The sequence below is a fragment of the Streptomyces sp. NPDC037301 genome (assembly GCF_055602785.1).
Window position 1 is genome coordinate 281348 of sequence record NZ_JBVJWD010000002.1, and the last position, 24034, is coordinate 305381.

At 70.3% G+C, this 24034-nt stretch carries 26 protein-coding genes, 1 tRNA gene and 1 pseudogene; 17 read left to right on the forward strand and 11 right to left on the reverse strand.

The features are described from left to right. Nucleotides 1-45: 45 nt before the first annotated feature. Nucleotides 46-306: a UBP-type zinc finger domain-containing protein gene (locus tag ACZ7IB_RS04595; RefSeq protein WP_470909124.1), complete on the reverse strand. Its 261-nt coding sequence runs from the start codon at nucleotides 304-306 to the stop codon at nucleotides 46-48. Nucleotides 307-341: 35 nt separating this feature from the next. Between ACZ7IB_RS04595 and ACZ7IB_RS04600 the strand changes: the two genes are divergently transcribed. After that, complete coding sequence (locus tag ACZ7IB_RS04600; RefSeq protein WP_470909126.1) at nucleotides 342-1946, forward strand: Na+/H+ antiporter; 1605 nt, start codon at nucleotides 342-344, stop codon at nucleotides 1944-1946. Nucleotides 1947-1965: 19 nt separating this feature from the next. Here the strand turns inward: ACZ7IB_RS04600 and ACZ7IB_RS04605 are convergent, their stop codons facing one another. The 4 genes from ACZ7IB_RS04605 to ACZ7IB_RS04620 form a co-directional block, all read right to left on the reverse strand. Further along, nucleotides 1966-2859, reverse strand: a complete 894-nt coding sequence (locus ACZ7IB_RS04605; protein ID WP_470909128.1) for a 1-aminocyclopropane-1-carboxylate deaminase/D-cysteine desulfhydrase — start codon at nucleotides 2857-2859, stop codon at nucleotides 1966-1968. Between the two features lie 43 nt (nucleotides 2860-2902). After that, nucleotides 2903-3493 carry an N-acetylmuramoyl-L-alanine amidase gene (locus tag ACZ7IB_RS04610; protein ID WP_470909129.1) on the reverse strand — a complete coding sequence of 197 codons (591 nt, stop codon included), beginning with the start codon at nucleotides 3491-3493 and terminating at the stop codon, nucleotides 2903-2905. A gap of 137 nt (nucleotides 3494-3630) precedes the next feature. After that, nucleotides 3631-4827, reverse strand: a complete 1197-nt coding sequence (locus ACZ7IB_RS04615; RefSeq protein ID WP_470909131.1) for a globin domain-containing protein — start codon at nucleotides 4825-4827, stop codon at nucleotides 3631-3633. Nucleotides 4828-5115: 288 nt separating this feature from the next. Further along, nucleotides 5116-5565, reverse strand: a complete 450-nt coding sequence (locus ACZ7IB_RS04620; RefSeq protein ID WP_470909132.1) for an RrF2 family transcriptional regulator — start codon at nucleotides 5563-5565, stop codon at nucleotides 5116-5118. Nucleotides 5566-5743: 178 nt separating this feature from the next. On the opposite strand from ACZ7IB_RS04620, the gene ACZ7IB_RS04625 reads away from it, so the two are divergent. The 5 genes from ACZ7IB_RS04625 (at nucleotide 5744) to ACZ7IB_RS04645 (ending at nucleotide 10822) form a co-directional block, all read left to right on the forward strand. After that, the gene (locus ACZ7IB_RS04625; RefSeq protein WP_470909134.1) at nucleotides 5744-7150 is read left to right on the forward strand and encodes a family 2B encapsulin nanocompartment shell protein; all 1407 of its coding nucleotides are present in this window, start codon (nucleotides 5744-5746) and stop codon (nucleotides 7148-7150) included. A 189-nt stretch (nucleotides 7151-7339) separates the two neighbouring features. Continuing rightward, nucleotides 7340-8335: a family 2 encapsulin nanocompartment cargo protein polyprenyl transferase gene (locus ACZ7IB_RS04630; RefSeq protein WP_470909519.1), complete on the forward strand. Its 996-nt coding sequence runs from the start codon at nucleotides 7340-7342 to the stop codon at nucleotides 8333-8335. 186 nt (nucleotides 8336-8521) lie between these two features. Then, nucleotides 8522-9190, forward strand: a complete 669-nt coding sequence (locus ACZ7IB_RS04635) for a DUF6304 family protein (protein WP_470909136.1) — start codon at nucleotides 8522-8524, stop codon at nucleotides 9188-9190. A 286-nt stretch (nucleotides 9191-9476) separates the two neighbouring features. Next, nucleotides 9477-10460: an SdpI family protein gene (locus ACZ7IB_RS04640; RefSeq protein WP_470909138.1), complete on the forward strand. Its 984-nt coding sequence runs from the start codon at nucleotides 9477-9479 to the stop codon at nucleotides 10458-10460. Nucleotides 10461-10462: 2 nt separating this feature from the next. After that, the gene (locus tag ACZ7IB_RS04645; protein WP_351256520.1) at nucleotides 10463-10822 is read left to right on the forward strand and encodes a GntR family transcriptional regulator; all 360 of its coding nucleotides are present in this window, start codon (nucleotides 10463-10465) and stop codon (nucleotides 10820-10822) included. Here the strand turns inward: ACZ7IB_RS04645 and ACZ7IB_RS04650 are convergent. Both ACZ7IB_RS04650 and snpA read right to left on the reverse strand, forming a co-directional pair. Next, nucleotides 10809-11279, reverse strand: a complete 471-nt coding sequence (locus tag ACZ7IB_RS04650) for a group II truncated hemoglobin (RefSeq protein WP_470909140.1) — start codon at nucleotides 11277-11279, stop codon at nucleotides 10809-10811. The two genes, ACZ7IB_RS04645 and ACZ7IB_RS04650, sit on opposite strands and share 14 nt — an antisense overlap. Before the next feature lie 191 nt (nucleotides 11280-11470). After that, a complete protein-coding gene (gene snpA / locus ACZ7IB_RS04655; protein ID WP_470909142.1) occupies nucleotides 11471-12136 on the reverse strand; it encodes a snapalysin in 666 nt (221 codons plus the stop codon). Nucleotides 12137-12382: 246 nt separating this feature from the next. Between snpA and ACZ7IB_RS04660 the strand changes: the two genes are divergently transcribed. The 6 genes from ACZ7IB_RS04660 to ACZ7IB_RS04685 all read left to right on the forward strand — a co-directional run bounded on the left by ACZ7IB_RS04660 (nucleotide 12383) and on the right by ACZ7IB_RS04685 (nucleotide 16705). After that, nucleotides 12383-13336, forward strand: a complete 954-nt coding sequence (locus tag ACZ7IB_RS04660) for a LysR family transcriptional regulator (RefSeq protein ID WP_470909143.1) — start codon at nucleotides 12383-12385, stop codon at nucleotides 13334-13336. An 85-nt stretch (nucleotides 13337-13421) separates the two neighbouring features. Further along, a complete protein-coding gene (locus ACZ7IB_RS04665) occupies nucleotides 13422-14429 on the forward strand; it encodes an NAD-dependent epimerase/dehydratase family protein (RefSeq protein ID WP_470909520.1) in 1008 nt (335 codons plus the stop codon). Between the two features lie 100 nt (nucleotides 14430-14529). After that, complete coding sequence (locus ACZ7IB_RS04670) at nucleotides 14530-14754, forward strand: LPXTG cell wall anchor domain-containing protein (protein WP_470909522.1); 225 nt, start codon at nucleotides 14530-14532, stop codon at nucleotides 14752-14754. A gap of 9 nt (nucleotides 14755-14763) precedes the next feature. Further along, a complete protein-coding gene (locus tag ACZ7IB_RS04675) occupies nucleotides 14764-15123 on the forward strand; it encodes a DUF952 domain-containing protein (RefSeq protein ID WP_470909144.1) in 360 nt (119 codons plus the stop codon). Continuing rightward, a complete protein-coding gene (locus ACZ7IB_RS04680) occupies nucleotides 15120-16037 on the forward strand; it encodes an NAD(P)H-binding protein (RefSeq protein ID WP_470909146.1) in 918 nt (305 codons plus the stop codon). Before ACZ7IB_RS04675 ends, ACZ7IB_RS04680 begins: the two co-directional genes overlap by 4 nt. 44 nt (nucleotides 16038-16081) lie before the next feature. Further along, entirely contained in the window at nucleotides 16082-16705 is a 624-nt protein-coding gene (locus tag ACZ7IB_RS04685) for a nucleotidyltransferase domain-containing protein (protein WP_470909148.1), read from the forward strand. A gap of 7 nt (nucleotides 16706-16712) precedes the next feature. Here ACZ7IB_RS04685 and ACZ7IB_RS04690 read toward each other — a convergent pair whose 3' ends face one another. Then, nucleotides 16713-17324, reverse strand: a complete 612-nt coding sequence (locus ACZ7IB_RS04690) for a TetR/AcrR family transcriptional regulator (protein ID WP_470909150.1) — start codon at nucleotides 17322-17324, stop codon at nucleotides 16713-16715. 102 nt (nucleotides 17325-17426) lie between these two features. On the opposite strand from ACZ7IB_RS04690, the gene ACZ7IB_RS04695 reads away from it, so the two are divergent. Beyond that, on the forward strand, nucleotides 17427-18899 hold the full coding sequence (locus tag ACZ7IB_RS04695; RefSeq protein WP_470909152.1) for an MFS transporter: 1473 nt from the start codon (nucleotides 17427-17429) through the stop codon (nucleotides 18897-18899). Between the two features lie 69 nt (nucleotides 18900-18968). On the opposite strand, the gene ACZ7IB_RS04700 is transcribed toward ACZ7IB_RS04695, so the two are convergent. After that, entirely contained in the window at nucleotides 18969-19448 is a 480-nt protein-coding gene (locus ACZ7IB_RS04700; RefSeq protein WP_470909154.1) for a VOC family protein, read from the reverse strand. Between the two features lie 366 nt (nucleotides 19449-19814). Between ACZ7IB_RS04700 and ACZ7IB_RS04705 the strand changes: the two genes are divergently transcribed. After that, nucleotides 19815-19932: transfer RNA gene (locus ACZ7IB_RS04705), tRNA-OTHER, on the forward strand. Nucleotides 19933-20072: 140 nt separating this feature from the next. Here ACZ7IB_RS04705 and sodN read toward each other — a convergent pair. After that, nucleotides 20073-20468, reverse strand: coding sequence for a superoxide dismutase, Ni (sodN, locus tag ACZ7IB_RS04710; RefSeq protein WP_093899557.1), 396 nt, complete (start codon nucleotides 20466-20468; stop codon nucleotides 20073-20075). A 180-nt stretch (nucleotides 20469-20648) separates the two neighbouring features. On the opposite strand from sodN, the gene sodX reads away from it, so the two are divergent. Then, nucleotides 20649-21107 (forward strand): nickel-type superoxide dismutase maturation protease, encoded by a 459-nt coding sequence (sodX, locus tag ACZ7IB_RS04715; RefSeq protein WP_470909523.1) that lies wholly within the window; start codon nucleotides 20649-20651, stop codon nucleotides 21105-21107. Here sodX and ACZ7IB_RS04720 read toward each other — a convergent pair. Next, nucleotides 21011-21640, reverse strand: a complete 630-nt coding sequence (locus ACZ7IB_RS04720; RefSeq protein ID WP_470909156.1) for a CGNR zinc finger domain-containing protein — start codon at nucleotides 21638-21640, stop codon at nucleotides 21011-21013. The genes sodX and ACZ7IB_RS04720 overlap by 97 nt on opposite strands. A gap of 48 nt (nucleotides 21641-21688) precedes the next feature. On the opposite strand from ACZ7IB_RS04720, the gene ACZ7IB_RS04725 reads away from it, so the two are divergent. Further along, on the forward strand, nucleotides 21689-22492 hold the full coding sequence (locus tag ACZ7IB_RS04725; RefSeq protein ID WP_470909158.1) for a class I SAM-dependent methyltransferase: 804 nt from the start codon (nucleotides 21689-21691) through the stop codon (nucleotides 22490-22492). A 339-nt stretch (nucleotides 22493-22831) separates the two neighbouring features. Beyond that, a pseudogene (locus ACZ7IB_RS04730) lies at nucleotides 22832-23711 on the forward strand (RNA-guided endonuclease InsQ/TnpB family protein); the annotation flags it as partial. Between the last annotated feature and the right edge of the window lie 323 nt (nucleotides 23712-24034).

The following is a 24034-nucleotide window of genomic DNA, read 5'->3' on the forward strand; positions in this document are numbered from 1 at the left end:
GCGGTCAATTACGAACAACCGGCGCCGGTTTGACGTACCCAGGCGTCAGACGATCGAACCGTCCTCGAAGCACCAGCGCCAGCTTTCGCCCGCCTCGAAGCTCCGCATCACCGGATGACCGGTCTCCTTGAAGTGCCCGGTGGCGTGCTGCAGCGGCGACGAATCGCAGCAGCCGACATGACCGCAGAGCAGACAGAGCCGTAGCTGCACCGGGTGGGTGCCCGCCTCGAGGCACCCGAGGCAGGTCCCGCTGAGCGGGGCCGGCTCGGGGCGCGGCAGTTCGGACACGTGCGCGCAATCACTCATGATTGTCAGGTTACGACGGATGCGAGGACCGTGAAATGGACGCATTGCCGCTGGTGGCATTGGTCGCGGCCAGTGCGGCCGTGGCGGGGGCCGCTCGCCGTACCCCCGTGCCGGCCCCCCTGCTGCTGGTCACGGTGGGACTGATCGCCTCGTATCTGCCAGGGGTGCCGACGTACACCCTGGACGCGCACATCGTGCTGCCGCTGCTGCTGCCGCCGTTGCTCTATACGGCGGCCGTCGACAGCTCGTACCTCGACCTGCGGGCCAATCTCCGGCCGGTGGCGCTGCTCTCCGTCGGTTACGTCCTGTTCGCGACCGTCGCGGTCGGCTGGCTGGCGTACCGCCTCGTGCCGGACCTGCCGCTCACCGCCGCGCTGGTGCTCGGCGCGGTCGTCGCTCCGCCGGACGCCGTCACGGCCGCCGCGATCGCCCGCCGGGTCGGGCTGCCCGGCCGGGTCACGACGATCCTGCAGGGCGAGTCCCTGGTGAACGACGCCACCGCGATCACCGCCTACAAGGTGGCGCTCGCCGCCGCCGTCGGCGAGGGCATGAGCTGGGGTGCCGGGATCGGCGAATTCCTCCTCGCCGCGGTCGGCGGCGTCGTGGTCGGCCTGGCGCTGATGGTGCCGCTGCACTGGCTCCGTACGCACCTCAAGGAAGCCCTGCTGCAGAACACGCTGTCGCTGCTGATCCCCTTCGTGGCGTACGCGGCGGCCGAACGCGTACACGCCTCCGGAGTGCTCGCCGTGGTCGTCGTCGCGCTCTATCTGGGCCACCGCTCCTGGCAGGTCGACTTCGCGACCCGGCTCCAGGAGGCGGCCGTCTGGAAGATGGTCGCGTTCATCCTGGAGTCCGCGGTCTTCGCGCTGATCGGGCTCCAGCTGCCCTTCGTGCTGAAGGGTCTCGGCACATACGCAGTGGCAGATGCCCTCTGGTACGCGGTGGCCGTGTTCCTCGCCGTCGTCGTGGTCCGCTTCATCTGGGTCTACCCGGCGACGTATCTGCCCAGGTGGCTGTCGAAACGGATCAGGGAGCGCGAGACCGAGACCAACTGGACGGGGCCGCTGATCGTCGGCTGGGCCGGGATGCGCGGAGTCGTCTCGCTCGCCATCGCCTTCTCCATCCCCCTGCTCGCGACCGACGGGCGTGCCTTCCCGGCCCGCAATCTGGTGCTGTTCCTGACCTTCACCACCGTCATCGGCACCCTCGTCGTCCAGGGGCTCAGCCTGCCGCTGCTGGTACGCGTCCTGAAGCTTCCGGGGCGCGATGCGACGGCGGAGACCCTGGCCGAGGCGCAGGCGCAGAGCGAGGCGTCCACGGCCGCCGAGGCGCGTCTGGAAGAGCTGCTCACCGACCGGCGCAACTGGCTGCCGGGACCGCTCACCGACCGGCTGCGCACCGTCCTGGAGCGCCGCCGCAACGCGGTGTGGGAGCGGCTGGGTGCGGCCAATCCGGTGACCGGGGAGTCTGCGGACGACACGTACCGGCGCCTGGCCGGGGAGATGATCGAAGCCGAGCGCGAGGTCTTCGTACGGTTGCGGGACGAGCGGCAGATCGACGACGAGATGCTCCGCACGCTGCTCAGACGGCTCGACCTGGAGGAGGCGGCGGCCTACCGGGAGGAGTCGGAGGCGCCTTAGGCCGACCGGTGGGATGCGCCTACGGCCGGCCCGTGACGACGGCCGCGACCGTGGTTCCCGCGGGGAACGCGCCCTCCTCGGCCAGCGCGGTGAGTGCGTACAGCAGCTTGGCGACATAGAGGCGCTCGACGGCCAGCCCGTGCCGCTGCTCGAAGTCGTCCGCGAAGGCGTGCAGTTGCGGGGTCGTACGGGCGTAGCCGCCGAAGTGGAAGCGCTCGTCCAGGGACCACGACCCGGCGGGCCCGCCGAACGCCTCCTGCTGCAGTTCCCGTACCGCGTCGCCGAGGAAGCCGCCGCGCAGCACCGGGATGCCGAGCGCGCGCTGCCCCGGTGCGAGGCCGGCGGCCAGTCCGGCGAGGGTGCCGCCGGTGCCGCAGGCGACCGCGACCACGTCGGCCCGGCCGTGCAGTTCGCGGCCCAGCTCCGTACAGCCCTGTGCGGCCAGGGCATTGCTGCCGCCCTCCGGGATGACGCGGCACTCCCCGAAGGCGTTCAGCAGCCCCGCCAGGACCTCTGGATCGCCCTTCGCGCGGTACGTCGTACGGTCCACGAAATGCAGGGTCATCCCGTCGGCGGCGCAGCGGGCGAGCGAGGGGTTGAGGGGACGGCCGGCCAGTTCGTCACCGCGCACGACCCCGATGGTGGGGAAGCCGAGCAGCCGCCCGGCGGCGGCGGTGGCCCGCAGATGGTTGGAGTACGCGCCGCCGAAGGTCAGCACGGTGCGCCCGGCGGCGGCCCGCAGGTTGGGGGAGAGTTTGCGCCATTTGTTGCCCGGGAGATCGGGGTGGATCAGATCGTCGCGTTTGAGCAGCAGCCGTACGCCGTGGCGCGCGAAACGTACGTCCTCGGCCGGTTGCAGGGGCGAGGGGAGCACCGGCTGCAGGCGGGAGAGGTCGAGTGCTTCGGAGGGCATGCCGCAATTGTCGCTGTGCCATGCCGTGCCGGGTGGGCGCGGGTCATTTCAGGCGGTCGTGGATCCGGTCCCGCATGGAGTCCATCGAGAAGCCGCGGGGATCGATCTTGCCGGGCTGCCACTCCTTGTGGCCGATCACTGAGCGGGACGTCCAGCTGTGTTGACGGCAGACCGCGGCGGCGGCCTTCTCGATCGCTTCGAGCTGTTCGTCGGGCCAGGGGTCCTCGCCATCGCCGAGGTTCTCGCACTCGAAGCCGTGGAAGTGCCTGTTCCAGTCGGTGTTGGCCTCGTTGTCGGACGGGAGGCGCTTCTCGGCGACGACGGCGCGCAGAACGTCGTCGTCGCCGAGTCCGGCGTGGTGGGCGCGGCCGTAGCCGACCAGGTGGACCCGGCCGTCCTTGGCGATCACGCCGTGGCACAGCGGGCCGGGCAGCTCCGGATAGCCGTCGCGGCAGATGCGGACGGTGGCGGCGGTGCCCTCGGTGACCGTGTGGTGGATCATCACGCTGTTGACCGGGCCCCAGGGGCCCTGGTGGTTGCGGTTGTGGGTGCGCCGGTCGCCGATCTGGACGACGGTGAGCCCCTCGTCCATCAGGGCTTCCAGAAAGGTGCTCGCGGACATGGGTGAGGACATGGCCGACTCCTTTTGCGCGTGGGGGACCGGGCCTTGACGCGCTTGTACCGGAATGTCGGTCTCCGGGCCATCCCCGGACCGGTTGTTCGGGCCGTGTGCGAGCCGTTCCGGTCAATTCCGCGAGCAGTGGGCCGGGGTCAGCCCTGGGCGAGCCACAGGTCGGGGCCGAACACCTCGTAGTGGATGTCCGCAGCCGGGACGCCCTTGGCCAGCAACTGGGTACGTACGGCGCGCATGAAGGGCAGTGGTCCGCAGAGGTAGGCGTGGGTGCCGGGGGCGATCGCGAGGCCGCTCAGGTCGACCCGGCCGGTGCGGTCGGCGGGGTGGCCGGGCTCCGGGGTCTCGTACCAGAAGTGGGCGATGGCGTCGGGGAGTTTGCCGGTGAGCAGGGCGTGGTCGGTGCGCATCGCGTGGTCCGCGGGGGAGCGGTCGCCGTGCACGACGGTGACCGGGGTGCGGTGTCCGGTCGCCGCGAGGTGTTCCAGCATCGACAGCATGGGGGTGCAGCCGATGCCCGCGGAGGCGAGCAGGAGCGGGGCGTCGGCGGAGTCGAGTACGAGATCGCCGTACGGGGCGGAGACGCGCAGCCGGTCGCCCGCCCCGACCTCGGCGTGCAGATGACGGGAGACCTCGCCGTCGGGCGATCCGTTGCCGTGCACCCGCTTGACGGTGATCGAGCGGAGCGGGGAGCCGGGGGCGCTGGAGAGGCTGTACTGGCGGATCTGGCGGGCCCCGTCGGGGAGCTTCACCTGTACGGAGACGTACTGGCCGGGGCGGAAGGCGGGGGCGGGTGCGCCGTCTGCCGGGCGGAGCTGGAAGGTGGCCGCATCCGCCGTCTCCTCGATCCGGGTGGCCACCTCCCACTCGCGCCACACGTCACCGGCGACGACGCCCTGCTGTGCGTACAGCCGCTCCTCGATCGAGATCAGGGCGCCCGCCATCAGCCAGTAGACCTCGTCCCAGGCGGCGGCGACCTCCAGGGTGACCGCGTCGCCGAGCACCTCGGCGATGGCGGCGAACAGATGGGTGTGCACGATGTCGTACTGCGCGGCGGTGACGCCGAGCGAGGCGTGCTTGTGCGCGATCCGGCTGAGCATCACGTCGGGACGGGTGTCCGGGTGCTCGACCAGCTGGGTCGCGAAGGCGGCGATGGAGCCCGCGAGAGCCTGGCGCTGGGCACCGGACGCCTGGTTGCCGCGGTTGAAGAGGTCGCGCAGCAGCTCGGGGTGGGCGTCGAAGAGCTTGCGGTAGAAGAGATCGGCGATGTCTCCGATGGCCGCTCCCACGGCGGGGAGGGTGGCACGGACGGTGGCGGTCGACGTCTCGGAGAGCATCGTGACTCCTTGGCTCTTGAATTGGTATCTGAGATTCGTATTTTTGGACGGTGTGAAACCGGGCGATGGCGCCCGTGGTGCGGTGTGCGGTGGCTCAGAGCCTGTCGGGTGACCTCTGATCGGGCGGCCACGGCATGGCACGCACTCCCCCAAGGCCTTAAGGGCCAGGGGGCCCCTCCGGCGTTGCCGAAATGCCCTAGTAGCTCCGCTACGAGGCCATCCCGGCGCCTTGGAATCGCACGCACCATGCCGCGTCCGCTCTCCGGCCGAAGGGCACCCGACGGGCTCTCAGTCGGCGGCCGGGTGGCCGCTGCTGATGCCGATGAGCAGCGGTCCGGTGGGGGAGGTGACGAGTTCGCCGACGGTGATCGGATCGAGCGAGGCGTAGAAGGCCTCCTCCGCCCGGCGCAGCGCGCCGCGCAGCCGGCAGGCCGAGCGCAGGGGGCAGGGGGTGGCGCCCTCGCACTCGACGACGTCGCCGGGTCCCTCCAGCTCCCGGACGAGTCCGCCGATCGAGGCGGTCCGGCCCGCTCCGGTGAGGCTGAGCCCGCCGCCGCGGCCCCGGCGCGCCTCGATGAGGCCGAGGTGCTGGAGCTTGGCGACGACCTTCGCGGTGTGGGTGTACGGCACCTGCATGGTCGCCGCCACCTCCCGGGTGGTCGGCGGGTCCTCGTTCTCCACGACGGCGAGGCGCATCAGTACGCGCAGCGCCACGTCGGTGAATCTCGTCAGCCGCATGGTGGACACGGTAGATAATTTGCATCAGGGATGCAAATTAATGGGACCCGTGGACATCGCTGAACGTCGTGCCCAGCCCAAAGCCCGAATAGTCACACTCTTTTGTGTAATGGCGTGCCGACTCTCCGTGCTGAAAGGCTTCTTCACGCAGGTCAGCCGATGATCGAGAGGACGTCAGATGTCCGTTGGTGAAGAGGTTCAGAACGCGCCGGTGCCGCCGCAGCAGAGTCTGGGCACGGCAGCGGCGCGGAACCTCGCGACGACCACCAAGTCCGCTCCGCAGATGCAGGAGATCACCTCACGGTGGCTGCTGAAGATGCTGCCATGGGTGCAGGTGCAAGGTGGCACCTACCGGGTCAACCGCAGGCTGAGCTACTCGGTCGGGGACGGCCGGGTGACCTTCGTGCAGACCGGTGACCGGGTCACGGTCATTCCCGCCGAGCTCGGAGAGCTGCCCGCCCTGCGGGAGTTCGACGACGAGGAGGTGCTCGGCGAACTGGCCCGGCGGTGCGAGCAGCGTGAAATCGCCGCGGGCCAGGTTCTGGCCGGCGCCGGGGACGCGGCGGACCGTGTCTTCCTCCTGGCGCACGGCAAGGTCGAGAAGGTCGGCACCGGCCCGTACGGGGACGAGACGGTGCTCGGGGTCCAGGCCGACGGGGCGTATTTCGGCGACCACGCACTGATCGACGGCGACGCCGTCTGGGAGTACACGGCCCGTGCTGTCACCGCCTGCACGGTGCTGACGCTGAGGCGGGCCGACGTGCTGAATCTCGCCGAGCGCGCGGATTCGCTCCGCACCCATCTCGCCGGACTGCTTAGCATTCCGCAGCAGCGCACCAACAAGTACGGCGAGGCGGAGATCGATCTCTCCGCCGGCCATGTCGGCGAAGCCGTCGTCCCGCATACATACGTGGACTATGAATCGGCGCCGCGCGAGTACGAACTCAGCGTCGCCCAGACCGTGCTGAAGGTCCACAGCAGGGTCGCCGACCTCTACAACCAGCCGATGAACCAGACCGAGCAGCAGTTGCGGCTCACGGTCGAGGCGCTGCGCGAGCGCCAGGAGCACGAGCTGATCAACAACCGCGAGTTCGGTCTGCTCAACAACTGCGACTACGGGCAGCGCCTCCAGCCGCACGACGGAGCGCCCAGCCCCGACGACATGGACGAACTGCTCTCGCGCCGCCGCGGCTCGAAGCTCTTCCTCGCGCATCCGCGGGCCATCGCCGCATTCGGCCGTGAGTGCAACAAGCGCGGTCTGGTGCCGGAGAGCGTGGAGGTCGGCGGACACCATGTGCCGGCCTGGCGGGGCGTACCGATCTTCCCGTCCAACAAGATCCCGGTCACCGACGCCCGGACCACGTCGATCATCTGCATGAGGACGGGTGAGGCCGAGCAGGGCGTCATCGGACTCCAGCAGACCGGCATCCCCGACGAGATCGAGCCCAGCCTGTCGGTCCGGTTCATGGGCATCGACGAGCAGGCGATCATCTCCTACCTGGTGACGGCCTACTACTCCGCAGCCATCCTCGTTCCGGACGCCCTCGGCGTACTGGAAAACGTAGAGGTCGGCCGCTGGCGGTAGCCCATCGGGGGCCCGGACGGCGATGTCCGGGCCCCCGTCAACCCCCGCCACCGGGCAGCCGTGCCCGGGGCGGCCTCGGGAGGACGCCCAGTGAAGACCCACCACGCACCTCAACCACCCACACCCCGGGCCCCGGGTGACGACGACCCGGCCGCCCTCGCAACGCAGGGCCATGAGGCCGCAGCCCTCCTGGAGCAGACCCGCACCCTCGTCGATCCTCAACTGCACGCCGCCGTCGACTCCTTGCCCGGATCGATCCGCCGCGTGGCGATGTACCACTTCGGCTGGCAGCAGGCCGACGGCACCCCGTCATCGGGACGGGCGGGCAAGGCGATCAGGCCCGCGCTCGTCCTCGCCGCCGCCCGCGCGCTGGGCGGTGACCCGCAACGGGCGGTACGGGCAGCCGTCGCCGTGGAGCTGGCCCACAACTTCACCCTGCTGCACGACGACGTCATCGACGAGGACCGGACCCGTCGGCACCGGCCCACGGCCTGGGCGGTCTTCGGCATTCCGGACGCGGTCATCGCCGGTGACGCCATGCTCGCCCTCGCCCAGCGGCTGCTCGCCGAGGACACCGGCCCGGCCTCGGTCCGCGCCTCGGCGAGGCTCTCGACCTGTGTCATCGAGCTGTGCGCAGGCCAGCAGGCCGACTGCGACTTCGAGGACCGCGGTCCGGACGAAGTCTCGCTGGACGAGTGCCTGGCCATGGCCACCGCCAAGACGGGCGCCCTGCTCGGCTGCGCCTGCGCACTGGGTGCGCTGTACGCCGGCGCGGGGGAGCGGGCGGTCGGCGCCATGGACGGATTCGGCCGGGAGGCGGGCCTCGCCTTCCAGCTCATCGACGATCTGATCGGCATCTGGGGGGATCCTGCACAGACCGGAAAGCCGGTCGGGGCGGATCTGGTCGCCCACAAGAAGTCCCTGCCCGTGGTCGCAGCACTGACCTCCGGCACGCCCGCAGCAGCCGAACTGGCCGTGCTCTACCGGGGATCGATGAATGCACCTGGTGAGGTGAGTCGCGCCGCCGATGCCGTCGACCGGGCCGGCGGCCGGGACTGGGCGCAGGTCTGCGCGGCCGACCGGATGGCACGCGCGGTCCACCACCTGTCCCGGGCGGTCCCCGACCTGGCCGTGGCGGGCGATCTCCTGACCCTGGCGGAGTTCGTCACCCGCCGGACGCACTGAGCACGGAAAGGAGGGAGCGGGACGCGGAGGGGGATCAAAGGGGCACGGAGAAAGGAACGGAGAGCCGAGACCGGTGAAGGGGGCGGAGGAAGGGGAACGGAGCAAGGTGCCGAGGTCACAAGGCCCGTGAGACGAAAAGGAGGGCGACCGGGCGACTGTCATGCGCACGGGCTACAGTCCGTGCCCATGACAGATGAGTCATGGGCAGGGTGGTACCGGGACCGACAGGGTTCCGACGCCGTCATCCTCACCACCGACGGACAGCAACTCCGCCTCCGCGCCAGAGGCATCGACTTCGAGGGCGAAAGCTTCGACGGCCTCACCCCGGTGGCCGGCACACCACCGGCCGACGACCTGTTCGCCCTGGTGGACGGCGCGTTGGGCGACTGTGTCCTGGAGTGGGACCTGCCGCTCCCGGTCCTCTGGGACGGTGCCGTCCATCAGGCCACGCTCAGCTGCCTGCTGTCGCTGCGCCGCCCCGATCCGTATCTCTACCTGGAGCTGCAGTTCGGCGGGGCGGCCTACCGGTCCCATCGTGCAGAGAGCGATTTCGCGTCCGCCCTCGCCACGATCCAGCGCGTCCTGCCGCCCGGCGTGCGCCTGCAGACCTGCATCGCCTGCGCCTTCTCGGACTACTTCCCGACCCCCGGCCGCGGCCTTTCCGGCGGCCTCGCATGCTTCCGGGGCGCCAAGGACGCCTACCGCGGGGCGGCCGGTGAGGGCGATGTCATGGATCTGTGGGACCGGCGGACCGGATTCGTCCAGGAGATCTGGAGCTGCCGCGAGTACGAGCCCCGCCCGGACCGGGGCGCCGGCACCGGGCACCGGGGTGCGTTCCCGCTGGAACTGGCTTGACCTTCTCTGCCTGACCGGTTGCCGCCTGCCGCCTGCCGCCTGCCCGCCTGCCCGCCTGTCCGCCCGCCTGCCCGCCTGTCCGCCCGGCCGCCCGGCCGGCCGGGCCGGGGCGAGCTCGGTCCCGGGCTCGCCGCCCTCCGGTTGCTCGTCGGGCTGTTCCCGGCCACGACGAGGGCGGTCCGTACCTGATCCCGCCATCCCCGACGGCATGCCATCCCAATGGCATGCCGTCAAAGCTTTGCCGCATCTCCATTGTTCTACTAGCATGCAAACAATGGAGGTTTTCATGATGCGTAAGAATCTGGGCCGCGCGACGCTCGTCGCCCTGCCGTTCCTGCTCGCGCTCGTCGCCGATCTGGTGCTGCTCGCCGTCTTCCGAGACCGGCTTCCCGGACAGCTGGCCAGTCATTTCCGGGCCGATGGCCGGGCGGACGGCTATACGGGGCAGGTGTGGCACGCCGTGGCCGACGTTCTGCTGTTCGCCGTGACCGGTGCTCTGTGGGCCCTCACGGTGCTGCGGGGGAAGTTCTACGGGTGGGCCTACCGCTGGCTGGTGGCCGGTGGATATGCCTTCGCCGGATTCCTCGGCTGGGTGATGGCAGCCGTGCTGCTCGCCAACGTGGATGCCGGTGAGAATGCGCAGGGGGAGGCGCAAGGTGTGTCATTCCCGATGTGGCAGCTCGCGGTCGCCCTGGGAGTCGCAGTGCTCGCCGGAGGGCTGGGGATGGTGCTGGCCGCGCTCGGTCCCGTACCGAAGCAGCCGGCCGCGACCGGGCAGGCCGGGGGCGGCGCGCGGATCGTGCTCGCCGACGGGGAGGTCGCCGGATGGGCGCGCAGCACCGGGAGCTGGTGGCTGCCGCTGATCGCGCTCGCGCTCGTGGCCGGCGGGGTGGTGCTGCTGTTCGTCTCGGGCTGGGCGGCCGCGATTCCGCTGCTCCTCCTCGGTGTGCTGCTGGCCGCCTTCGCCCGGCCGTACGTGGTGGTGGACCGGCGCGGCATCACCATCTCGGGAATGCTGCCCTGGCCGCGCCTCAGAGTGCCGCTCGACCGGATCGAGGCCGCGACCAGCAGGGACATCAACCCCCTTGCTGAGTATGGGGGCTGGGGGTATCGCATCCGCCCGGGACGGAGCGGTGTCATGATCCGCTCCGGTGAGGGAATCGTGGCGACACTGGCCGGCGGCCGGGACTTCGCGGTGACCGTCGACGATTCGGCGACCGGCGCCGCGCTCCTCAACACCCTCATCGACCAGCACCGAGCGGAGCACTGACCATGCTCTTCCGGGTCGATCCCACGTCCACCGTGCCGCTCGGTGATCAGATCGCGGCGTCCGTGCGCCGCGCCGTTGCCGAGGGGGCGGTGGTGCCGGGCGAGCGTCTGCCCGCCGCCCGGGTGCTCGCCGATTCCCTGGGGGTCAATGTCCATACGGTGCTGCGGGGTTATCAGCAGCTCCGCGAGGAGGGGCTGATCGAACTGCGCCGGGGGCGCGGTGCGGTCGTCACCGGCGGCGCATCCCCGCACCGGGCCCGGCTGCTGGAACGCGTACGCGAAGTGGTCGCGGACGCGCGCGAGCTGGGGATGACGGAGGACGAGCTGCTGACCCTGGTCCGTACCGCACTCAACAACCCGTAGGCCGGCGCAGGCCGTCCCAGCCCCAGCGCGGCGTCGGGCCGGGATCGCCGAGGTCCTCGCCGACCGGGGACGCCGACACATCGCGGGCGACGCCCGTGCCCCAGTCGAAGTACTCCAGGACCCGGCGGCGCAGCAGCGCGTCGTCCGGGAGTTCCTTCTCGACGGCGTCCGTCATCAGCTCCATCCAGCGCAGCCGCTGCGGCTCGGTGATGGACAGCCCGAGGTGGGCGCGCAACAGGGCCTGGTGGCCGCCGTGTTGCGCGGTGAAGTCGGTGGGACCGTCGAAGATCTCGGCCAGCCAGACGGCGACATGCTCGATATGGGTCGGGGTGAAATCCGCGAAGACGGGTGCGAGCAGCGGATCCGCCAGCACGTTGTCGTAGAAGGTGTTGCTCAGCCGGCGCAGTGGGTCCATGCCGCCGACGGCTTCGTACAGGGAATCGGGACGCTCGCTCACGCTCGTACCTCCATGGGGGACGGCCCGTCTGTGGCGGCCGTTTCCAGCATCCCCGGGAACGAGTGGCACACCCGGCCCGTTCGCTGCGGGCGGATCGAGTGGGGGCGAGCATTCACCTGTCCGTCGGACGCCCAAGGGGCCACCCCGTCCTACGAGGTGGCCCCCGGTGCCGCTGAGCGGCCGGACAGTGGTCAGGAGCCGCTGCGGGCGAGTGCGGCCGCGAAGCCGTTCTGCCACAGGTTGTTCACCCGGCTGCGCTCGTTCGCGTTGGGGTAGGGATTCGTGCAGGACGTGCCGGGGCCGCCGCCCGACATCAGCTCGCTGCACGGACCGGAGTAGTGGTCCGGCAGGCCGAGCACATGACCGGTCTCGTGCGCGGTGACGCGGGTCGAGTTGTACTGCTGGTTCTGCGCGTAGTCGAGGAAGATGTAGCCGTTGCCGTGCCCGTCGGTGCTGGCGTACGAGCCGCTCGGGTCGTTGCCCTCGTAGTAGGCGAAGTCGGCGTTCGAGCCTTCCTGCAGCCGGACGTTGGAGACCGAGCTGTTCCAGATCTGCGCGCTGTTGGCTATCTGGGTGCGGAAGCTCGGCGCGTTGGCGGTGCTGTAGACGATGGTGACCGCCTGGGCGCCGGGGTTCGCCGCCCGCTTCTTGGCGACGGACTTGGCGACCGCCTCGAAGAACGCCTTGTTCGCGGCGGCGCTCTCGTGCGACCCGGAGCCGGAGGTGTAGCCCGCGTGAGCCTCCGAGGCGGCGGCGGGTGCGGGAGAGGAGGCGATGGCGGGTGCGGTGCCCAGCGCGGCCGCGAGTCCGAAGCCGAGGCCGACCACGGCCGACATGACGGTCCTGGGGTGTCTCATGGGGGGTCTCCTACCGATTGCCTGTCCGATGAACCCGTCCGGTCATCGGACTCGGACGGGGTGCGGTACGGAGAGAGTGTCGGGGAGCGGAAGCCGTGGCGGATGATGTCAACCGGCGATAGCACCGGCCTATCGCCGCCCCCGGTGCCGTTGTCGACGTCTCCACCAACTCCAGTTGAATTAAAGGGCTTTGATGGGATTGGGGCGTCTGGTGCGACAGTGGCCCGCCGTCCTACGCTCGACCGTATGGAGCTTGAGGTGAGACACCTCAGGGCGCTGTGCGCCATCGCTGACACGGGCAGCCTGCACCGAGCGGCCCGCAGGCTGGGCGTGAGCCAGCCCTCCCTGACCACCCAGCTGCGGCGGATCGAGAACACTCTGGGTGCCGAGTTGTTCAGCCGTGAACGGACCGGTTGCCGGCCGACGTTGCTCGGCCGCTCCGTCCTCAGCCGGGCCCGCCCTCTGGTCGACGGAATGACCGCCCTGGTCAGCGAGGCGAAGGCGGAGGCCGGCGCGGTCCGCGCCTCGGGCCCGCGGCTGCGCATCGGCTGCACCGCGAGCCGGGTGATCGGCGGCTGGCTGCGCAGGCTGCGGCTCCGGCTGCCCGGCACGGACATCTCGCTGCGGGTCGACGTATCGGCCAGTGCCCTGCTGCATACGGTCGATGCGGGCGGGCTCGATGTCGCCTTCGTGCACGAGGTCGAGGGCTGTCCGCTGGCCGTCCCGGAGGGCCTGGAGCAACGCGTACTCCTGGACCGTGAGCCGCAGTTCATCTCCATGGCCCGGGACCATCCCGCCGCCGCCCGGCCCGTGGTCGACCTCGGGGACCTGGCCGCCGACCGGTGGATGGTCGACCCCACGGTGGACGGCGAATGGGACGGGCTGCGCCGGGTGTTCGACGAGGCGGGCCTCGCGCCGACCGTCCTGCACGGCGACTACCTCACCGCCGCGTCCCTCGTGGTGCTCGGCGAGGCGGTCGCACCCTGCCAGCCCACCTCCGGGCCGCGCGACGACATGGCGATCCGTCCGCTGCGCGACGACCCCCTGGCCGTACGGCTGCTGCTGGTGTCCCGGCCGGGTGCCGACATGGCGACGGTGTACGGGGAGCTGGAGGCGGCCTACCGGGAGGCGGCCCAGCGGGCGGCCGGGTACCACCAGTGGCTGCTGCGCAACCGCAGCCCGCTCGCCCGCACACCGTGAAGGTCCGCTGTCCGATTCCGCCGAGAGCGAGGAGCTGTTCCGGTCCGGCCGTCCCGCGGGCAGAGTCGGTCCCATGAGGCTTCTGATGCTGGGCGGTACGGAATTCGTCGGTCGCGCCGTCACCGAGGCGGCGCTCGCGCGCGGCTGGGAGGTCACGGTGTTCCACCGAGGCCGTCACGCACCCCCGCAGGGCGTGACGGAACTCCTCGGTGACCGCGCCACCGGCGACGGCCTCGCCGCGCTGGCCGCAGCCGCCGGCCGCCACGGGGGCACGCCCGAGTGGGACCTGGTCGTCGACACCTGGAGCGGCGCCCCCTCGGCCGTACGGGACGCGGCCCGTCTGCTGGCCGACCGGGCCGCCCGCTACGCATACGTTTCCAGCCGTTCCGTGTACGACTACCCGGCCCCGGCCGGTCTGCCCGAGGACGGCCCGCTGGTGGCCGGTGCCTCGCCCGACGCCGGTGGGGACGTCTCGTACCCCCTTGCCAAACGCGGCGGCGAACTGGCCGCACTCGACGCCTTCGGGGACCGGGCCCTGCTGGCCCGAGCGGGACTGATCCTGGGCCCCTGGGAGAACGTGGGCAGACTGCCCTGGTGGCTGCTGCGGATCGCCCGAGGCGGGCGCGTACTGGCCCCGGGGACACCGGACCTGACGCTCCAGTACATCGACGCCCGCGACCTCGCCGATTGGCTCCTGGACGCGGGTCGCGGTGGTCTGCACGGGCCGTACAACCTGGTCAGCCGCCCCGGCCACGCCACCATGGGGCAGCTGCTGGACGCCTGTGTACGCGCCACCGGCTCAGACGCGGAACTTCGCTGGACACCCGCTCGGACCATCCTCGCGGCAGGTGTGGAGCCCTGGAGCGACCTGCCCATCTGGCTGCCGCCGGGCGAGCTGTACGACACCCTGCACCAGGGTGACGTCAGCAAGGCGTACGCGGCCGGTCTGCGGTGCCGGCCGGTCTACGAGACGGTCGCCGATACCTGGAAGTGGCTGGTCGAACTGGACGGCGCGGCCCCGCAACGGCCGGACCGGGCCGCGGTCGGTCTGGACCCGCGGGTGGAGGCCGAGCTGCTGGCGGATACGGCCTGACGCGCGCTCGCCCGCACGGTGTGCCCCGATGCGGCGGCCCTACGTATCGGGGTATTCCCGGGTGCATCGGAAACGGGCCGGCCCACCCTGACCCCCTCGGATTCGGAATCACCCACCCCGGCCCCTACGGAGACGGCCCCCGCACCGAAGCCCACCCCCACCCACTCCCGACCACAATCGGCCGGACGGCGCCGGCCACAGGGGCTCGCTCCCGAACACGGGTTCCCACGGCGGTGAATGGATTCTCGGCAGCATTGCCGCAGTTCTGCTCGCTGCCGGATCGGCGGCCGCGCTGATGGCCCGCAGGGCGCGTCGACGCAGCTAGTTTTGGCCCATGGCCGAACTGCTGCTGCACCTCACCGAAGGCCCCTTGTGGGAGGCGGCCCGCGGGATCGGGACGTACGAGATGTCCACCCGCGGCCGCACCCTGCACGAAGAGGGCTTCATCCACTGCTCGCTGCCGCACCAGCTCGCAGGCGTGGCCGAGATGCTGTACGGCGCCGGGAGCCGGGCCGGGACCGGTGACCAGGATCTGGTGGTCCTCGTCATCGATCCCGCCCGTCTCCCGGCACCCGTACGGTACGAGCCCGTCGCGCCCGGCGGCGAGGAGTTCCCGCACATCTACGGACCCGTCCCGGTGGACGCGGTCGTGGAGGTGCGCCCCTGGCTGCGAAAGGAAGGCGACCCCGCATGAACCCCCCACCCCCCACGGACCCAAGCGCCCCCATCGTCGCCGTCACCGGCGCGAGCGGTGCGGTCGGCGGCCGAGTCGCACAGCGCCTGGTGCGTGCCGGTGTGCCCGTGCGGCTCCTCGGCCGCGACCCGTCCCGGCTGCCGGAGCTGCCCGGCGCCGTCGCCGCACCGCCCGCCCCCTACGGTGACGGGGAGGCCATGCGCCGCGCCCTCGCCGGGGCGCACACGCTGTTCCTCGTTTCGGCGCACGAGAGCCCCGACCGGGTGCGCCAGCACACGACGGCGGTGGACGCGGCGGTCGCGGTGGGCGTCGAACGCATCGTGTACATCTCCTTCCTCGGCGCGGCGCCGGACGCGACGTTCACCTTCGCCCGGGACCACTGGCACACCGAGGCGCACATCCGGGCCGCAGATGTCCGCTACACCTTCCTGCGCGACAGCCTGTACCTCGCCGGGCTCCCGGCGATGACCGGAGCCGACGGGGTGCTGCGCGGTCCGGGTGGCGACGGCCGGGTGGCGGCGGTGGCGCACGAGGACATCGCGGACGCCGCGGCCGCCGTGCTGCCGGCCGACACCGAGAGTACCGACACCCGCCACGACGGGGTCACGTACGACCTCACGGGCCCCGAGGCGTTCACCCTCGCCGAAGCGGCCGAGGAGATCGGCCGGGTCACCGGCCGGACCATCACCTATGTACCGGAGACCCGCGAGGAGGCCTATGCCTCACGGGCGCAGTACGGTGCCGAGGACTGGGAGGTGGCCGGCTGGGTGACGTCGTACGAGGCCATCGCCACCGGCGAGATGTCCACGGTCTCGGACGCCGTACCGAACCTCACCGGGCATCCGGCGATGAGCCTGGCCACCTATCTGAGGGAGCATCCGGACAGCTGTCGGCATCTGCTGAAAACGGACTGACGCCACGGCGGGCGACACCGGAAGAGGAGAGGGGCCGGCAGCCCATGCGTACGGAATCCCCCTGGGGTCCATGGGATCCGGCCCCGCTCGAAGAGGCTGCCCGCCTCTTCGCCCCGTTGCGCGCCTCCTGGTGGATCGCGGGCGGATACGCGGTCGAACTCGCCGTGGGCCACACCTTCCGGGACCACGGCGACATCGACGTACTCCTGCTCCGCCGTGACCAGCTCACCGCCCAGCAGATCCTGGCGGGCTGGGAGTGGTGGGCCGCCGATCCTCCCGGCACCCTGCGCCCCTGGCTCCCCGGCGAAGTCCTGCCGCCGTACGTCCACGACATCTGGTGCCGCCCCGGGCCCGCCGAGCCCTGGCGCATCCAGCTCACGCTCGACGACACGGAGGGCACCGACTGGCTGTTCCGCCGCGATCCCCGCATCCGGCTCCCGCTCGACCGGCTCGGCCGGGTCTCGAAGGACGGCGTCCCATACCTCTCTCCTGAGGTGCAGCTCCTGTACAAGGCCAAGTCCCCGCGACCCAAGGACGAACAGGACTTCGCGACGGCGCTGCCGGCCCTCACCGCGGACCAGCGCGCCTGGCTGACCGAGACGATCACATTGGCCCAGGGCACCGGCCACCCGTGGGCAGCACGTCTGCGTGCCCACCCGGTCGGCTGACCACCCCTCACCTCACGTACGCGCCCGCCCGCGCCGCCGCGGTCGCGGCCGCGGCGGCGCGATCTGCCGCCGCCGCGTCGAGCGGGTCGCCGCTGGCCAGCAGCCGGTAGTAGAGGGGGGCCGATACGGCGCGGATCACCTCTTCCGCGTCCGTGCCCGCGGGCAGCTCCCCGCGTTCGACGGCCTCGGTGACGCAGCCGGACCACTCCTTGATGCGGATCGCGTAGAAGCGGTGCAGGGCCTCGGCCGTGCGTGGGTCGCAGGTTGCCGCGGCGATCACGGACTTGAAGAGGGCCCCCTGCCGTGGATCGGTGAGGGTGGTGACCACCAGCCGCGCATTGGCCCGGAGGTCCTCGGCCAGGGAACCTGTGTCCGTACGGGGTGAGGACTGCTCGGCCATGTCGTCGAGCAGGTCGGCGATCAGGCCGGTGGGGGTGGACCAGCGCCGGTAGACGGTCGTCTTGCCGACTTCCGCGCGGCGCGCGACATCGGCGAGGTCCAGGCGGTCGAAGCCGTGCTCGGCCAAAGCATCGCCTGCGGCCCGCAGGACCGATTCACGGACCCGGGCGGTACGGCCACCGGGCCGGACGGTGCCGGGGTCCACACCCTCAGAAGTCATAACGGGTCTCCAGTTCCATTAGTGAAGCTTCCTCTGCTACGGTGACTCCCACATTAACGGAACCATAGTCCCATTAATACCTCTCCCTGAGGAAGGGCAGTCATGTCCGCACCCAGCCGGGCCCAGTCTCCCGACATCACCGATGCCGCTTCCGCCGTGCCGTCCCCGAAAATCCGTATGACCGGACGGCAGAAGCTGGTCCTCGCTCTTCTCCTCGGCGCCCAGTTCATGATCGCCGTGGACTTCTCGATCCTGAACGTCACACTGCCGGTCGTCGGCGAGGGCCTCGGCTTCTCCCTCTCCCACCTGCAGTGGATCGCCACCGCGTTCGCGCTCGCCGCCGCCGGCTTCACGTTGCTGTTCGGCCGCGTGGCCGATCTCGTGGGCCGTAAAAGGCTGTTCCTGGGCGGCATGGTCGTCCTCGGTCTCTCCTCCGCCCTGGGCGGTCTCGCCACCTCGCCCGAAGTCCTGCTCACCGCCCGGGTGTTGCAGGGTCTCGCGACGGCGGCGGTCACCCCGGCCGGACTCGCGCTGCTGACCACGGCCTTCAAGGAAGGCCCGCTGCGGGAACGCGCGCTGGGTCTCAACGGCGCACTGATGTCCGCCGGATTCACCGCCGGAGCCATCCTCGGCGGCCTGCTCACCGATCTGCTCTCCTGGCGCTGGGCCTTCTTCATCAACGTGCCCGTGGCCGCCCTGGTGGTCTCCCTCGCCCCGGCCGTCATCACCGACTCGCGCCCCGCACGACGCCCCCGGCTCGATGTCCCCGGAGCCGTGACCGTCACCGGCGGACTGCTTCTGCTCGTCTACGGACTGACCCAGGCCGGCGAGTCCGGCTGGACCACGCCCACCACCCTGGCCGCACTCCTCGCAGGTCTCGCGCTCCTCCTCGGCTTCTGGTACGTCGAGAAGAGGGCCGCCTCGCCCCTGGTCCCCGTTCGCATCCTGAAACGGCGCAGCGTCATCTGGGGCAACACCGCCGGCCTGATCGCCTTCGTCACCGAGACCTCACTGGTCTTCCTGCTCACCCTCTATCTGCAAGAGGTCCTCGGCTACTCACCGCTCGCCACCGGTCTCGCCTTCGGTGTCCTGGGCATCGGCACCGTGACCGGCGGCGCGTTCGGCGGCCGTGCGGTCGGCCGGTACGGCAGCCGTACGACCATCGTCGCCGGCGGCGTCATCCAGGCCGTCGCCACGCTCTGCCTGGTGGCGCTCGGGACATCGGGGGCCTGGATCTGGCTTCTGCTGGTGGCCACCTTCATCGGCGGCATCGGCAACATGCTGATGATCGTCGGCTTCATGGTCACCGCGACCTCCGGTCTCCCCGACGAGGAACAGGGCCTGGCCACCGGCCTCGCCACCATGACCCAGCAGGTCGGCATCACCATGGGCATCCCGGTGATGAGCGCCGTCGCCACCGCGCGGATGTCCGCCCTCGGTGACACCGGACCCGAGGGTGTGCTGTCGGGAGTCTCGGTCGCGATCCTGGTCGACTCGGCACTGGTCCTGGCCGGCGCCCTGCTCGCCGGCGCCTTCCTCGGTCCGCGTCGAGCAGGTGGTGGCGCGCGTCGGTGAGCAACGGCCCGCCCGCCGACGACGCGGAGATGCCGGACGGATCGACCCCCGTCCGGCATCTCCGCCCTGTCAGCCCTCGTCGTGCACTTTCTGCAGCGCGGCGATGTCCAGCTTCTTCATGGTCATCATCGCCGCGGTGGTCCGCGCGGCCTTTTCGGCGTCCTGGTCGCCGATCAGAGCGATCAGCGCCTCGGGGACGACCTGCCAGGAGACGCCGTATCTGTCCTTCAGCCAGCCGCAGGGCCCTTCTTCGCCCCCGTCGGTGAGACTGCTCCAGTAGTGGTCCACCTCGTCCTGGTCCGAGCAGTGGATCTGGAACGAGATGGATTCGTTGAAGGTGAACTGCGGTCCGCCGTTCAGCCCGACGAACTTCTGGCCGTTGATCTCGAACTCGACCGCCATCGTCGATCCGGCGGGCCCGGGCCCTGCTTCGGTGTAGCGGCCGATCCTGCCGAGGCGGGAGTTCTTGAAGACCGAGAGGTAGTACTCCGCCGCCTCCTCGGCCTGCCCGTCGAACCACAGACATGTGGTGAAGCCCTTGGTGGTCATCGCTGTCTCCTGTCGTGAGCGCATGTCCGTCGTGTGCGCATGTCCACCCATACCGACTGACCTCGTCCCGGAAACTCGTCGGTCGCATATCGCATATGGGGGGCATTGGCGGCACCCCGGGCCACGGCGGACAGCCGCGGCTCAGCGGGTGTCCGGTCCGGGCCGGGACCATTCCCGTCCGCCACGAAGAGGGGTATCAGCGCCGTTCGGCTCCATACGGCCCCGACTGGACGAGCGCCGGTGAGGTCATGGTGACGGCGGAGACCCCGCCGGGCGGCGTGACCCTTGCGCCGGACAAACAGCTGTCTCCTGCCGGGTGTTGACTCTACGCTTACCGGAACGGGACTGCGCAGTCCCGCAGGTTGCGGAGCCGTGGCAGAGCGGCCCATTGCGATCGGCGTGCGGGAGTTCCCCCGCATGCCGACTGAGGGGGTTCGGGCGGACCTGCCCTCCCCGTCCGCGGGTTCGAATCCCGCCGGCTCCGCAGCCGATCGGCTGACCGCATTTCCCGTACGTCTCCCGGACGTTCCGGGAACGCGGAAGGGCCCGACCGGTCGAAGCGGTCGGGCCCTTCTGACTGTCCGTCCGGCCTGCGGCGGAGCCGCGGTCGCCGGGGCGGGGCGATCAGGCCTTCTTGGTCTCCCAGAAGATCTTGTCGATCTGGGCGATGTAGTCCAGCGCCTTCTGGCCCGTCGCCGGGTCCGTGGAGGCCTTCGCGGCCGACAGCGCCTTCAGGGCGTCGTTGACCAGCTGGTGCAGCTCCGGGTACTTCTCGAAGTGCGGGGGCTTGAAGTAGTCGCTCCACAGCACCGAGACGTGGTGCTTGGCGAGCTCGGCGCGCTGCTCCTTGATGACCACCGCGCGGGCCCGGAAGTGCGGGTCCTCGTTGGCCTGGTACTTCTCCTGGACGGCCTTGACGGACTCCGCCTCGATGCGGGCCTGGGCCGGGTCGTACACGCCGCAGGGCAGGTCGCAGTGGGCGCTGACCTTCACCTTGGGGGCAAACAGGCGGGAAAGCATTGAGCTGTCCTTCCTCGTGATCGTCTTCTCAGGTGGGACATTACTCCGTGAGAGACGGGATTTAGTGGGTGCCCCCATGGGCTTAGGTCAAAAGTCCAGGGTGAGGATGGGCCCAGTGGCCGAATGTACGGAACGCTGTACGGGACGGTGTACCGGACGGACCGGGGAGGTGCCGGAGAGATGCGGGAGGTGCCGGAGTTGCCTGAACTGACGCAGGAGCAGCCCGGGCGGGGGCTGGCTGCGCGCGTGCCGTTCCAGGTGGTGGAGGTGACGGGGCCGTCGATGGTGCCCACGCTCCATCACGGGGACTGGCTGCTCGTGCAGTACGGGGCGACGGTGCGCCCCGGGGACGTGGTGATTCTGCGCCATCCGTTCCAGCAGGATCTGCTGATCGTCAAGCGGGCCGCCGAGCGTCGTCGGGGCGGCTGGTGGGTGCTGGCCGACAATCCCTTCGCGGGCGGTGACAGCACGGATTACGGGACGGTGCCCGAGGAGCTCGTGCTGGCCAGGGTCCGGGCGCGCTATCGACCGCTGAAGGAGGATCAGCGGTCGCTGTGGGGTGTGGTGACCTGGGCGGTTTCCGCGCTGCGGCCGGTGTCGGCGGCCCGTTCCGTCTCCAGGCGCTTGCGGGCCCGGTAGGCGGCCACGTTGGCGCGGGTCGCGCAGCGGTCCGAGCAGTAGCGGCGGGAGCGGTTGGTCGAGGTGTCGAGATAGGCGTTGCGGCACGGCGCCGCCTCGCACACGCCGAGCCGGTCCACACCGTACGAGGTGAGATGGAAGGCGAGGCCCATCGCCGCGATGGCGGCGTACCCGGCCGTCGCGTTCGACGGGTGGTCGGCCAGGTGCATGTGCCAGTCAGGCTTGCCGTCCTCGTCGCGCAGATCGTGCCCGGAGATCTGCGGGCTGACCGGGAATTCCAGCAGCAGTGAGTTGAGCAGGTCGACGGCGAGTGTCTGGTCACCGCCGTCGGCCGCTTCGAAGACCGCGCGCAACCGTGCCCGTACGGACCGGAAGCGGGTCACATCCGCGTCGGTTGCCCGCCGGGCCGCCTGTCCGTTGGCGCCGAACAGCTCGCGGACCGCCTCGACGGAGGTGAGGGAGTCCTTGTTGCGGGCCGGCTCCTCGGTGTTGACCAGACGCACGGCATAGTCCGAGTAATAGGCCAGTTCCACTTGTAGTCCTTACGGCGTCGGTCTAAAGTCGATGCAGCGAACGATGTAATGGTCTTTTACTGTTCCAGGGTATTACATGGGAGGTTCCTCGTGGCGGAGACACTGACAGGTACTGACTGGGCGGCCTGGCAGGAGAGCTGGGACCGGCAGCAGGAGTGGTACATGCCCGACCGCGAGGAACGGTTCCGGGTGATGCTGGACATGGTCGAGGCCATTGTGGGGCCCCGGCCGAGAGTGCTCGACCTCGCATGCGGTACGGGAAGTATTACGGACCGGCTGCTCAAGCGGTTCCCCGAGGCCACCAGCACGGGCGTCGACCTCGACCCGGCGCTCCTCGCCATCGCCCGCGGCTACTTCGACGGCGACGAGCGCGTCACCTTCGTCACCGCCGACCTCAAGGACCCGGACTGGACAGGGCAGTTGCCGTACGACTCGTACGACGCCGTCCTCACCGCCACCGCCCTGCACTGGCTGCACACCGAACCGCTCACCGCGCTCTACCGGCGGATCGGCGGACTCGTCAGGGACGGCGGAGTGTTCATGAACGCCGACCACATGATCGACACCGAGACCCCCCGTATCAACGCGGCCGAACGCGCCCACCGGCACGCGACCATGGACCGTGCCAAGGCCGCCGGCGCTCTCGACTGGGCGGACTGGTGGGCCCTCGCCGCCAAGGACCCGGTTCTCGCCGGGCCGACCGCGGAGCGGTACAAGATCTACGGCGAGCACGCGGACGGCGACATGCCGTCCGTGCGGTGGCACGCCGACACCCTGCGCGGGGCGGGGTTCGGTGAGGCGCGGGCCGTCTGGACATCCCCGTCGGACAGCCTGGTGCTGGCCGTGAAGTAGCGGCGGTATGCGCGGGAAGGGGTGGTACGGGCACGGGGCGGTTTCCAGGGCCCGCGCCGCCCCTTCTCTTTCTGTCTTCTGCCGCAGCCCGCCGCATTGGAAGGGTGAGACAGCCCGCACCCGCAGACCTGGAGAGGGGTGCTGACGATGCGGATCGATGACGATGCCGCGCTGCACGCCTTCGCGTGCCGTTTGTCGCGCGACAGGTGTGCGCGGACGAACGGGCTGCGCTGCTATCCGATCGTGGGAATCGTGCGGCTGTGAACAGCGAAGTGACAATGTCTGCCAATTCTGATCTTGTCGTACCCGTGGGCGGGTGATGGTTGTACGGTCGGATATGTGCAGCTTCGCTACTCCTTCCGCATCGAGCCGACGCCAAGTCAGCGCATCGCGTTGTCAGGGGCGTTCGGTTGTGCGCGGGTGGTGTGGAACGACTGTCTGCGGGCACGGCGGGACGCACACGCTTCGGGCGAGCCGTTCCTGAAGTAGGCGGAGCTGTCGAAGCGGTACATCACCGAGGCGAAGAGGACCACCGAGCGATCGGGCCGGGAAGGTCCGCTGGTCGCGTCGGCTTCCGTCCGCGCCTGCCACGGTAACGGTGATCAAGGACGCGTCCGGCCGGTACTTCTGCTCCTTCGTCGTGGAGACCGACCCGGCGGACGAGATCTTGCCCGCGCTCGATTCGGATCAGGGCGTCGACTTGGGACTGACTCATTTCGCCGTGATGGCGGACGGCTCCCGCGTGAAGTCGCCCCGGTTCCTGCGCCAGGCGGAGAAGAAGCTGAAGAGGGAGCAGCGTCGGCTGTCCCGTAAGGCGAAAGGGTCGAGGAACCGGAACAAGCAGCGGATAAGGGTCGCCCGCGCTTATGCGAAGGTGGCCGATGCGCGCAGGGACTTTCACCACAAGCTGTCCACGAAGCTGATCCGCGAGAACCAAGCCGTCAGCGTGGAGAGCCTGAATGTGAAAGGACTTGCCCGCACCCGCCTGGCCAAGTCGGTGCACGACGCGGGATGGTCCGCCTTTGTGACCATGCTGGACTACAAGGCGACCCGGTACGGGCGCACCCTGACCAAGGTGGACCGCACTTTCCCGTCTTCTCAGGTGTGTTCCGTATGCGGACACCGTGACGGGCCCAAGCCCCTGCGCCTCCGGGCATGGACCTGTAGCGGGTGTGGCACCTGGCATGACCGGGACCACAACGCGGGCCAGAACATCAAGTACGAAGGAAGGCGCATCCGGGCAGCGGCCCAATAGACAGCACCACCCACCCCCGGACCGGGGGCCCTCGCTCGGCAACGGGCAAGGTAAACGCCTGCGGAGCGCACGTAGGACCAGGACACGTCCCGGCAGCGTGCACAACTCCCGCCCGGGGGCGGGGAGGAACCAGGAACCCGGCTCAAGGCGAACCGTGCCAACGGACGCCAGGGAGAGAATTCCCTCACACTTGTGTGCGGGAAGGAGGTCAATGGGAGGACCTGAGCGTCTCAAGGCCACGGGCACACTGCTCGGAACGGAGGGACAAGACGGTCGCAGCGTCGGCT